Raw genomic sequence first — 11,834 nt, 5'->3', positions numbered from 1 at the left:
CGCACCAGCTCCTGCTGGGCCTGCTCGCGTTCGAGCACTTCCTGGCGCAGCTTGCTGTTGAGCCCTTCCAGCGCACTGGTGCGTTCCACCACCCGCGTTTCCAACTCATGCCGGGTGCGGCCTTCGAATTCGATGCGCTCGAGGTAGTGGCGGCGACGCTGCATCATCAGACCCAGCAGCAGCATCAATGCCAGGAGCAGGGCTCCGCCCACCGCTACGACGGTGCGCACCGGGCGATCGAGCAAGGTCTTGGGGGCGAGGATGCTGACGTTCCAGCCGGTTTCGGCGATGGTTCGCGTCTGGGTGAGCCAGGCGTCGGCTTCCAGGTTCAACGGTTGCGGGTCGCGGGTGGGGTAGGGCAGGATCGAGACGATGGCCTGACGCTCGCCATCGCTGAGCGGGCGTGTGGCCCGGAAGCGCCATTCGGGGCGCGAAGTGAGGATGACCACGCCGTTGTGGTCGGTGAGCAGGAGCTGTTCGGGCGTCTTGCCCCATAGGGTTTCGGTGTGGTCGAGGTCGACCTTCACCACCAGTACGCCGATGACCTTGTCCTGGTCGTGTACGGCGGCGGCGAAGAAGTAGCCGCGTTTTGCCGACGTGGTGCCAAGCCCGAAGAAGCGCCCCAGGCGTCCGGCGACGGCATCGCTGTAATAGGGGCGAAAGGCGAAGTTGCGACCGACGAAACTGTCGCGCTGCTCCCAGTTGGAGGCAGCCAACGTATTACCATCGGCGTCCAGCAGGTACATGACTTCCGCCCCGGTCTGTTCGCGGATGTCCTTGAGCAGATGGTTGGCGTCTAGCGTTGCTTGAGGGTCGCGAGGTGCAGCCAGCAGCGCACGCAGCGCGGGCAGGTCACCGAGGATTTGCGGCAGGGTTTCGTAGCGGTGCAGGGTGCCCAGCAGGTTGGCGACGTAGAGGTCCAGCGTCTGCCGGTTCTGGCTGACCAGCTCGCTTTTGTAATAGCGCTCGGCCAGGTGTTCCAGGGGCCACAACAGCGGCGCCAGGCACAAAGCGAGGATCGCCAGGCTGCGCCAGCGGGGTCTGCGAGTGGAGGAAGATCTGGAGGTCATAGGACAACACGCCGGGATGGACCGGCGTATTATGCGTCAGGCAGCTGCCGCGAAGCACGGGTGACATGCATCGCGACGTTGCCACAGGCCGATCACGGAAACACGTCGGCCTCTTCCAGGCGCTTGCCGGCCAGGTCCTTGGCCGACAGCGATGGCGCTGTATCCAGCTGCCAATCGATTGCCAATTGCTCGTCATCCCACGCGATGCTGCGTTCCGAAGACGGATCGTAGTAGTCGGTGGTCTTGTAGAGGAATTCGGCGTACTCGCTCTGGACCACGAAGCCGTGGGCGAAGCCCGGCGGAATCCACAGCTGGCGGCTGTTCTGCGCGGACAGCTCGACGGCCACCCACTTGCCGAAGTTGGGCGAACTGCGGCGGATGTCCACCGCGACGTCCAGCACTTGCCCGGCAACCACGCGCACCAGCTTGCCTTGGGCATGCTGCACCTGATAGTGCAGCCCGCGCAGCACGCCACGGGCCGAACGCGAGTGGTTGTCCTGGACGAACGGCAGGTCGATGCCAGTCGCTTCCTTGAAAGCCCGGGCATTGAAGCTTTCGTAGAAGAAGCCGCGCTCGTCACCGAAAACCTTCGGCTCGATGATCAATACATCGGGCAGTTCGGTAGCGATCACGTTCATCGGGTTTCTCCGGCCAGCGCGTACAGGTACTGGCCGTAGCCGGTCTTGCCGAAGTACTTGGCGCGCACCAGCAACTGTTCGCGATCGATCCAGTGGTTCTGGTAGGCGATTTCTTCCAGGCAGGCCACTTTCAGCCCCTGACGGTGTTCGATGGTCTGCACGTATTGCGAGGCATCGAGCAGGCTGTCGTGGGTACCGGTGTCGAGCCAGGCGAAGCCACGGCCGAAGCGCTCGACGCGCAGGTCGCCGCGTTCCAGGTAAGCATTGTTGACGTCGGTGATTTCCAGCTCGCCGCGCGGCGAAGGCTGGACGTCCTTGGCGATGCGCACCACGTCGTTATCATAGAAGTACAGGCCGGTGACCGCGTAGCTGGACTTGGGCTCGGCCGGCTTTTCTTCGATGGACAGTGCGCGACCGTCCTCGTCGAACTCGACCACGCCGAAACGCTCGGGGTCCTTGACCCAGTAACCGAACACGGTAGCGCCGGTAGGGTGCGCCGAGGCGCGCTTGAGCTGATCGCTGAAGTGCTGGCCGTGGAAGATGTTGTCGCCCAGGATCAGGCACACCGGGTCGTCGCCAATGAATTCCTCACCGATCAGGAACGCCTGGGCCAGGCCGTCCGGCGCCGGCTGTTCGGCGAACTGGATGTTGATCCCGAACTGGCTGCCATCGCCCAGCAACTGGCGGTATTGCGGCAGGTCCTGAGGCGTGGAGATCAGCAGGATCTCGCGGATGCCGGCCAGCATCAGTACCGAGATCGGGTAGTAGATCATCGGCTTGTCGTAGATGGGCAGCAACTGCTTGGAAACACCCAGGGTAATAGGGTGCAGGCGGGTGCCGGAGCCCCCGGCCAGAACGATACCTTTCATCATGCGATCAAGTCCTTAGGTTCGGTGAAGCCCAGGCGTTCACCTTGATAACTGCCGTCCTGCACGCGACGGCACCATTGAAGATTGTCCAGATACCACTGCACGGTCTTGCGCAGGCCGGTCTGGAAGGTTTCCTGCGGGACCCAGCCCAGTTCGCGCTCGATCTTGCTGGCGTCGATGGCGTAGCGCAGGTCGTGGCCCGGGCGATCCTTGACGAAGGTGATCAGGTCGGCATAGTGCGCCACACCGTCCGGACGCTGCGGTGCCAGCTCATCGAGCAGGCCGCAGATGCTGCGCACCACGTCGATGTTCTTCTGCTCGTTGTGGCCGCCGATGTTGTAGGTCTCGCCGACCACGCCTTCGGTGACGACCTTGAACAGGGCGCGGGCATGGTCTTCGACGTACAGCCAGTCACGCACCTGCATGCCATTGCCGTACACCGGTAGCGGCTTGCCGGCCAGGGCGTTGAGAATCACCAGCGGAATGAGTTTCTCCGGGAAGTGATACGGGCCGTAGTTGTTCGAGCAGTTGGTGATCAGCACCGGCAGGCCGTAGGTGCGCTGCCAGGCGCGTACCAGATGGTCGGAGGCTGCCTTGCTGGCCGAGTAGGGCGAGCTTGGCGCGTACGGCGTGGTTTCGGTGAACAGGTCGTCCACGCCATGCAGGTCGCCGTAGACCTCGTCGGTGGAAATATGGTGGAAGCGGAAGGCGTCGCGTTCGGCTGCGGGCAGCTGCTGCCAGTAGCCACGGGTGGCTTCGAGCAGGGCATAGGTGCCGACCACGTTGGTCTGGATGAACTCGCCCGGTCCGTCGATGGAGCGGTCGACGTGGGATTCGGCGGCCAGGTGCATGATCGCGTGGGGCTGGAAACGCGCCAGTACGGCGGCGACCGCTGCCTGGTCGGCGATATCGGCCTGGACGAATTCGTAACGGCTGTCGTTGGCGATTTCGGTCAGTGATTCGAGGTTGCCGGCGTAGGTCAGCTTGTCGAGGTTGAGAACTTCGTGCTCGGTGTTGGCGATCAGGTGACGAACCAGTGCCGAGCCGATGAAACCGGCGCCGCCGGTGATGAGAATGCGCATGTCGAAAGCCTTCTTCCTTAGCTGACAAAGATTCGTTGCAGCCTAGCTTGTGTGGATGGGCGCGGCGGTGCAAGCCCGATTGGTTAAACGAATGTGCAGCATGGTTGTGCAGCATGGTTCAGTAGCCACCGGCCTGCGCGATCGCGTCGCGTCAGACAACGTTGCCGATGGTGGAAATGTCGCGCGGCGAACCGCTACAGTACTTGCAAATCAGGCCATCGAGGTTTCACTCATGCCGCTCGACTCGCTCGTGCAACGTGCCAGTCTTCCCAACCCCGTGGTGAGTATCGAACAGGCGCAGGCATTGTTGTTCGAGCACTACGGCCTGCAGGGCCAGTTGTACAGCCTGGGTAGCCAGCAGGACCTGAACTTTCGGGTCGAAAACCCACAGGGCCGCTGGGTGTTGAAGTTCTGTCACGATGAGGGGGCCCATCAGGCACTGGCTGCCCAGCATGCCGCGATGCTGCATCTGGCCCGCAGTAGCCTGTCAGTGCCTCATGTGCTGCTGGCCACCGACGGTCGCGACACCGTGGCCGTAACGCTCGGCCAACAGCGCCTGCAGATGCGCGTGTTGAGCTATCTGGAAGGCCAGCCACTGACCCGTCTCAAGCACCTGGGGCCTGAACCGATCGCCCGCATCGGCAGATTGTGCGGCGAGGTGGACCGCGCCTTGATCGACTTTCAGCACCCAGGCCTTGCGCGCACGCTGCAATGGGACCCGCGCCACGCGCATAAGTTGCTTGATCGCCTGTTGCCGACGCTCGACGACCCACGGCAACGTGGCCGTGTGGTTGAAATGGCGTTCGAGGCCCAGCGCCGCCTGGGGGAGGTGAGCGCCGATCTGCCGATGCAGGCGGTGCACCTGGACATCACCGACGACAACAGTGTCTGGCAGCGCGATGTGAATCTGCGCTGGCAACTGGCGGGTCTGATCGATTTTGGTGATCTGGTGCACACCTGGCGTGTGGCGGACCTGGCGGCAACCTGCGCCGCGCTGCTGCATCATGCCCATGGCGATCCGTTCGCGGTGTTGCCGGCAGTGACGGCCTATCAGCAGGTCAATCCGCTGAGCGAAGCCGAGTTGCGTGCGCTGTGGCCGTTGGTGGTACTGCGAGCGGCGGTGCTGGTGACCAGCAGCGCCCGGCAGTTGAGCGTGGCGCCGGATAACGACTACATCCGGGCCAATGTCGAGCACGAGTGGGAGATCTTCGACATAGCTACCGCAGAACCATTCGAATTGATGGAAGCGGCAATTTTCAGCAGTGTGGGTCGGAGCATACCCGAATCTTCAAGCGATGGCATATTGCCGTTGTTCGTCGGCGTGACGCACTCGACAGTTTGCCCCGTAGATTTGAGCGTGCTCAGCGAGCATTTCGCGGACGGCAATTGGGAGCAAGCGAATATCGACGAACGGCTGCTGGCCGATGCCGCAGCGGTCGGTGGCTGGGCCTGCACCCGGCATGGCGAGTACCGCCTCTCGCGTACCCGCATCGACACCTGCTCGGCATCGGCGACCTGCGCACTGCATGTGCAGGTCCAGGCGCCACCGGGCACATCCCTGCAAGCGCCCTGGGCTGGCACGCTGCGGCGACTGGCCGATGCCAGCGTGGTACTCGAAGGCACCTTCGCGAGCCTGCACCTGTGGGGGCTCGATTGTCCTTGCCCAGCCGGGACGGTGCTCGCGGCGGGCGCCCCGCTGGGTCAGGTCGACGGTTCGCTGCTGGTGCAACTGTGCCGCATTCCCGAGCTGAGTCCGCCGCTGTTCTGTACGCCGGCGCGGGCAGCAGCCTGGCAGCGTCTGTGCCCTTCGCCGGCGTTTGTGCTGGGCATCGATTGCGATGCACCGACACCCCCCGATGCGGACCTTCTGCTGCGGCGTCGCGACGCCAGCTTCGCGCGTTCGCAGAAGCATTATTACCAGGCGCCGCCGCAGATCGAGCGCGGCTGGCGCAACCATCTGATCGACATGCACGGCCAGGCGTATCTGGACATGCTCAACAACGTCGCGGTACTTGGCCATGGGCATCCGCGCATGGCCCAGGTGGCGGCGCGACAATGGTCGCTGCTCAACACCAACTCACGTTTTCACTATGCCGCGATCGCCGAGTTTTCCGAGCGCCTGCTGGCGTTGGCCCCCGAAGGGTTCGATCGGGTGTTTCTGGTCAACAGCGGCACGGAGGCCAACGACCTGGCGATTCGGCTGGCCTGGGCGGCCAGCGGTGGCCGTGACATGCTCAGCATGCTCGAGGCCTACCATGGCTGGTCGGTGGCCACCGATGCCATTTCCACCTCCATCGCCGACAACCCGCAGGCCTTGAGCACGCGTCCGGACTGGGTCCATCCGGTGATGGCGGCCAACAGCTACCGCGGCACCTTCCGCGGCGCCGACAGCACCGCGGGCTACGTGCGCAGCGTCGACGATGCCTTGCATCGATTGGATGCGCAGGGGCGTCAACTGGCCGGTTTCATCTGCGAGCCGGTGTACGGTAACGCCGGTGGCATTGCCCTGCCCGAGGGGTATCTGCAACAGGTCTACGAGCGGGTCCGCGCCCGCGGAGGCGTGTGCATCGCCGACGAAGTGCAGGTCGGCTATGGCCGACTCGGCGAGTATTTCTGGGGGTTCGAACAGCAAGGCGTCGTGCCGGACATCATCACCATGGCCAAGGGCATGGGCAATGGTCATCCATTGGGCGCGGTGATCACCCGCCGCGAGATTGCCGAGGCGCTGGAAGCCGAGGGTTATTTCTTCTCGTCGGCCGGTGGCAGCCCGGTGAGCTGTCGCATTGGCCTGGCAGTACTCGACGTCATGGCCGAAGAGGGCCTGTGGGAGAACGCGCGGGTGGTCGGCGGGCATTTCAAGGCCCGCCTGCTGGCCTTGCTCGATGAGCATCCGCTGGTGGGTGGCGTGCACGGGTCCGGCTTCTATCTGGGCCTGGAGCTGGTGCGCGACCGCCACAGCCTGGAGCCGGCGACCCAGGAGACGGCGCTGTTGTGCGAGCGGCTGCGGGAACTGGGCATCTTCATGCAACCCACCGGTGACTATCTGAACATCCTCAAGATCAAGCCACCGATGGTGACTACCCGGCAGAGCGTGGACTTCTTCGTCGACAGCGTGGCGCGGGTGCTGGACGAAATGGCCTGCTGAATCAGTCGCTGGCGCGCCCTGCGGCGGGCGTGTTTCACGATCCGCCCGACAACCTGTAGAGTGCGCCCATACCTTTTCATGGACCACCGGAGCCCTGACCCATGACCACGCTCGACAGTACCCCTCGCGCCGACGGTTTCCACATGCCGGCCGAATGGGCACCCCATACCCAGACCTGGATGCTGTGGCCCGAGCGCCCGGACAACTGGCGCCTGGGTGGCAAGCCGGTGCAAGCGGCGCATGTCGCCCTGGCCAAGGCCATCGCGCGTTTCGAACCGGTCACGGTCGGTGTGTCTGCCGGGCAATACGACAACGCGCGCGCGCGCCTGGACGTGCCCAACATTCGCGTGGTCGAGATCAGCAGCGACGATGCCTGGATGCGCGATACCGGGCCGACCTTCGTCGTCGACCACGGTGGCGAAGTCCGCGGCGTGGACTGGGCCTTCAACGCCTGGGGTGGCTTTCTGGGCGGACTCTACGCGCCCTGGAACCGCGACGAGCAGGTCGCCAGCAAGGTCCTGGACATGGAACGCTGCCAGCGCTATCACACCCAGGGTTTCGTGCTCGAGGGTGGCTCCATCCACGTCGACGGCGAAGGCACGCTGATCACTACCGAAGAGTGCCTGCTCAACCGCAATCGCAACCCACACCTGGACCGCGGGCAGATCGAACGCATCCTGGCTGATCATCTGGCGGTGGAGAAGATCATCTGGCTGCCCGACGGCCTGTTCAACGACGAGACCGACGGCCACGTCGACAACTTCTGCTGCTACGTGCGCCCCGGTGAAGTGCTGCTGGCCTGGACCGACGACGCCAGCGACCCGAACTATCCGCGTTGCCAGGCCGCTTTGCAGGTGCTGGAAAACAGCGTCGATGCCAAGGGCCGGGCGCTGGTAGTGCACAAGATGCCGATTCCCGGGCCTCTCTACGCCACTCAGGAGGAATGCGACGGCGTCGATCTGGTTGCCGGCAGCCAGGAGCGTCATCCGTCCGTGCGTCTGGCCGGTTCCTACGTGAACTTCCTGATCGTCAACGGCGGCATCATCGCCCCAAGCTTCGACGATCCGCTCGACGGCGTGGCGCAGGCCTTGCTGCAGAAGCTGTTTCCAGAGCATGAAGTGGTCATGGTGCCAGGCCGCGAACTGCTGCTCGGCGGCGGCAACATCCACTGCCTGACCCAGCAGCAGCCGGCACCTGTGCGCGGTTGAGTTGGCCTGAGTCGCCCTGAAAAGCCCGGCCTGATGCCGGGCTTTTTCATGGGCGTTATTCCATCGCGAGACCTTCTTATAGCCACAAAGTTTCACGAAATTTTGACTTTCGTTGTCCCCCATCGCTAGGATCCGACCCCGCACACGGATCCTCATAGACCCTGCCCCACCGTTCGAACGCCTGTTGCAGAGCACTGCGCAGGTTGCACGAACGACGGAAAACAAGCGGGTGGTCGTGTAGCGTCCTCACTGGTGATTAGGGAAAACAAGATGTTGAACAAGAAATGGGCTGTCCTCGCCCTGGGCGTGATGGCGGCTACCCAAGCCATGGCCAACGAGCAGGCCGATGCCAAGGGTTTCGTCGAAGACAGCCACCTCAATGTACTGCTGCGCAATGCCTATATCAGCCGTGACTACAAGCATGGCGGGCAGGACAAGGCCGAGTGGGGCCAGGGCGTGATCGCCAAGTTCAACTCCGGTTTCACTCAGGGCACGGTCGGCGTCGGCGTCGATGCCTTCGGTCTGTATGCTCTGCGCCTGGATGGCGGCACCGGTCGCGCCGGTGCTGGCGGCATCGACTTCTTCAAGCGTGGCGGTACTTCGGATGATCCGAGCAGCGCGCCCCACGATCTGGCCCGCGCCGGGGCAGCGGTGAAGGTGCGTATCTCCAACACCGTGATCAAGTACGGCGATCAGATGCCAGCACTGCCGGTGCTCAATTTCGACGATTCACGCCTGTTGCCGGAAAGCTTCACCGGCACCCTGATCACTTCCAAGGAAATCGATGGCCTGGTGCTCAACGCCGGGCGCTTCACCCAGGAAGCGCGCAAGAGCGCCGAAGCCCGCGACAGCGGCGGCCTGAAGAAGATCGACGTGTACGGCGGTAGCTACCAGTTCACCGACAGCCTGACCGGTGCCTTGTATGCCTCCGATGTCGAAGACCGGTTGAAGAAGCAGTACATCAACCTCAACTACGTACTGGCCCTGCCGAGCGAGCAATCGCTGACGTTCGACTTCAACGGCTATCGCTCACATCTGGACAAGGACTACGCCAGCACCTTGGGCACCGGTCGCGACAACAAGATCTGGAGCCTGGCCGCTACCTGGGCCTTCGGTCCGCACTCGCTGACCCTGGCGCATCAGCGCAGCACCGGCGACACTGGCTACAACTACGGTTTCTACCAGAACGCCGGCGGTGTGGGTGACGGTGGCTCGACCATCTTCCTGGCCAACTCGTACTGGTCGGACTTCAACGCCGAAGACGAAGTCTCCTGGCAGTTGGGCTACGGCATCGACTTCCGCACATTCGGCGTGCCGGGCCTGACCTACAAGGTGGCCTACGTGCGTGGCGACAACATCCGCACCCCGACCGGCGACGGTCAGGAGCGCGAGATCTTCAACCAGATCCAGTACGTGGTACAGAACGGCCCGGCCAAGGACCTGACCCTGCGCCTGCGCGGCTCGTGGCTGCGCACCTCGGACAACGTCCGTGCCTCGGGCTACAACGACGACGGCAACGAAGTACGCGCCTTCGTCGAGTACCCGATCAACATCTTCTGATGTCGACCCGGCGCTGAACAAGAACCCCGCACTCGCGGGGTTCTTTGTTTTACGCAGAAGGGCAGTGATCAGTGCTCGCGCACTGCCTGCGTGTCGGGTTCGCGGGTGACGGCCTTGACCAGCTTGCCGATGCTCAGGCCTTGCAGCAGGATCGAGGACAGCACGACGATGTAGGTGATGCTCAGCAGCAGGTCGCGCTCCGGGCCGATGGGCAGGGCCAAGGCCAGGGCGACCGACACGCCGCCGCGCAGGCCGCCCCAGGTGAGCACGCGAATGGTGCCGCGCGGGACGCTGCGAAAGCGCCGCAGCAGCAGAATCGCCGGGGCCACGGTGAGCAACCGCGACAGCAGGATCGCCACGGCCAGCAGGGAGGCCGCCAACAGGTGCAGCCAGGAGAACGGCAGCAGCAACAGCTCCAGCCCGATCAAGGCGAACAGCAGGGCGTTGAGGATGTCGTCGAGCAGCTCCCAGAAACCGTCCATATAGCGCCGGGTCATGTCGTTCATCGCCAGGTTGCGTCCCAGGTTGCCGATGATCAGCCCGGCCACCACCATCGCGATCGGCGCCGAGACATGCAGCTCGGAAGCCATGGCCGAGCCGCCGATGACCAGCGCCAGGGTCAGCATGACTTCGACCTGGTACTGCTCGATGCTCTTGATCATGCGGTAGACGATGTAGCCGATCAGCCCACCGAACAGCACGCCGCCCACTGCTTCATGCAGAAACAGCATGGCCGTCGCGCCGACGGTGGGGGTTTCGCCCAACTGGGCGATGCCCAGCAGGACGGTGAACACCACGACTGCCGTGCCGTCATTGAACAGCGATTCGCCGACGATGGTGGTCTTCAGTGGCTTGGAGGCGTTGGCCGTTCGCAGCACGCCCAGCACCGCGATCGGGTCGGTCGGTGAAATCAGGGCGCCGAACAGCAGGCAATACAGGAAGCTGACGTGCCAGCCGAACAGGCCGAAGATCCAGAAGGCCAGGGTGCCGATCACGAAGGTGGCGATCAGTACGCCGAAGGTGGCCAATAAGCCGATCGGCCAGCGGTAGTTGCGCAGGTCAGCCAGGTTCACGTGCAGCGCGCCGGCGAACAGCAGGAACGACAGCATCCAGTTCATCAGCAGATCGCCGAAGTCGATCTGGTTCATCAACGCTTCGACGCGATCCTCGAGGCCTGGGTAGCCGATGAAACTCAGGCCTTGCAGGATCAGCGAGAACATCAGGGCGGTGACCATCACGCCGATGGTCGGCGGCAGGCCGATGAAGCGGAAGTTCACGTAGGTGAGCAGTGTGGTGAGGCAAATGAATGTCGCGACTATCTCGAGCATCCGGGCTCCCTGGGTCAGGTGGTGAAGATCTATCTATAGAGGGCGCCTATCAGGCGCCCTGCTATGGTTGGATGTTGCCGCATGCCCGCACGGCACACTTCATTTAGCCCGCAGCGTTGACCGCCACTGGCCGTCGCTGCCAATAGATGAACACCAATGCCAAGGCAAGCGTACCCAGACCAGTGATTGCACCGGTCCAGGGCAGGTCCACCAGCGGCGCACCACTGGCCACGACCAGGCCGCCGACCCAAGCGCCTGCTGCGTTGCCGAGGTTGAAGGCGCTCTGGTTCAGCGTCGATCCCAGGTTCGGCGCCTCGTGCGCCTGGTCGATGATGAGCAATTGCAGGATAGGGCACAGCGCGAAGGCGAACACGCCCCAGGCCAGCAACGTGATCGCGGCCGGGATCAGCGAGCCGCTGGTCTGGGTGAACAGGGCCAGGATCAACACCACCGCGATCGCCATGCCCAGCAACGAAGGCAACAGGCGTGAGTCGGCCAGACGCCCCCCGAGCATGCTGCCGATGGTCAGGCCGACGCCGAACAGCAGAAGCATCACGGTGATGCCGTGGGCGCTGACGCCGGTAACGTCCTGCAGGATCGGCGCGATGTAGGTAAACACGCTGAACAGGCTGCAGGAGGCCATCGCGCTCATCGCCAGCGGCAGCAACACGTTGGGCTTGCGCAACACGCGGAACTCGCGCGCCAGGTTGCCGCGCTCCATGGGAATGGTCTTGGGCAGCCAGACGATCTGCGCGAGGAGGGCAATGACGCCGATGACCGAAACCGCCCAGAACGTGGAGCGCCAGCCCGCGAACTGGCCCAGAGCGGTCCCCAGCGGTACACCCAGCACGTTGGCAAGCGTCAGCCCGGTGAACATCAGGGCGATGGCCTGGGCGCGCTTGGTCGGCGCCACCAGCCCTGCGGCGACCACCGA

Annotated in this window: 9 protein-coding genes; 3 read left to right on the top strand and 6 right to left on the bottom strand. The window is 63.8% G+C overall.

Going from position 1 to position 11,834, the window contains the following annotated elements; all coding sequences use genetic code 11:
- The 4 genes from B2V21_RS17355 to rfbB form a co-directional block, all read right to left on the bottom strand.
- Positions 1 to 1,070: cache domain-containing protein (locus tag B2V21_RS17355; RefSeq protein WP_286917518.1), on the bottom strand; the 1,070-nt coding region annotated here is incomplete at its 3' end.
- Positions 1,071 to 1,162: 92 nt separating this feature from the next.
- Complete coding sequence (gene rfbC, locus B2V21_RS17350; RefSeq protein WP_049861435.1) at positions 1,163 to 1,708, bottom strand: dTDP-4-dehydrorhamnose 3,5-epimerase; 546 nt, start codon at positions 1,706 to 1,708, stop codon at positions 1,163 to 1,165.
- Complete coding sequence (rfbA, locus tag B2V21_RS17345) at positions 1,705 to 2,580, bottom strand: glucose-1-phosphate thymidylyltransferase RfbA (protein WP_049861434.1); 876 nt, start codon at positions 2,578 to 2,580, stop codon at positions 1,705 to 1,707. The genes rfbC and rfbA overlap by 4 nt, the downstream gene beginning before the upstream one ends.
- Entirely contained in the window at positions 2,577 to 3,659 is a 1,083-nt protein-coding gene (rfbB, locus tag B2V21_RS17340; RefSeq protein WP_286917517.1) for a dTDP-glucose 4,6-dehydratase, read from the bottom strand. The genes rfbA and rfbB overlap by 4 nt, the downstream gene beginning before the upstream one ends.
- 232 nt (positions 3,660 to 3,891) lie before the next feature.
- Here rfbB and B2V21_RS17335 point away from each other — a divergent pair, with 232 nt between their 5' ends.
- From B2V21_RS17335 to B2V21_RS17325, 3 genes are all read left to right on the top strand, one after another.
- The gene (locus tag B2V21_RS17335; protein WP_286917516.1) at positions 3,892 to 6,804 is read left to right on the top strand and encodes an aminotransferase; all 2,913 of its coding nucleotides are present in this window, start codon (positions 3,892 to 3,894) and stop codon (positions 6,802 to 6,804) included.
- A gap of 101 nt (positions 6,805 to 6,905) precedes the next feature.
- Positions 6,906 to 8,012 (top strand): agmatine deiminase, encoded by a 1,107-nt coding sequence (aguA, locus tag B2V21_RS17330; RefSeq protein WP_286917515.1) that lies wholly within the window; start codon positions 6,906 to 6,908, stop codon positions 8,010 to 8,012.
- A 270-nt stretch (positions 8,013 to 8,282) separates the two neighbouring features.
- A complete protein-coding gene (locus B2V21_RS17325) occupies positions 8,283 to 9,572 on the top strand; it encodes an OprD family porin (RefSeq protein WP_282348648.1) in 1,290 nt (429 codons plus the stop codon).
- 68 nt (positions 9,573 to 9,640) lie between these two features.
- On the opposite strand, the gene B2V21_RS17320 is transcribed toward B2V21_RS17325, so the two are convergent.
- The gene (locus B2V21_RS17320) at positions 9,641 to 10,900 is read right to left on the bottom strand and encodes a cation:proton antiporter (protein WP_049861429.1); all 1,260 of its coding nucleotides are present in this window, start codon (positions 10,898 to 10,900) and stop codon (positions 9,641 to 9,643) included.
- 103 nt (positions 10,901 to 11,003) lie between these two features.
- A partial coding sequence (locus B2V21_RS17315; RefSeq protein WP_286917514.1) for an MFS transporter occupies positions 11,004 to 11,834 on the bottom strand: 831 nt, incomplete at its 5' end.

The sequence above is a fragment of the Pseudomonas sp. UBA6276 genome, assembly GCF_002438365.1.
Lineage (GTDB): Bacteria > Pseudomonadota > Gammaproteobacteria > Pseudomonadales > Pseudomonadaceae > Aquipseudomonas > Aquipseudomonas coleopterorum.
This window is presented reverse-complemented; position numbering and strand designations above follow the sequence as displayed.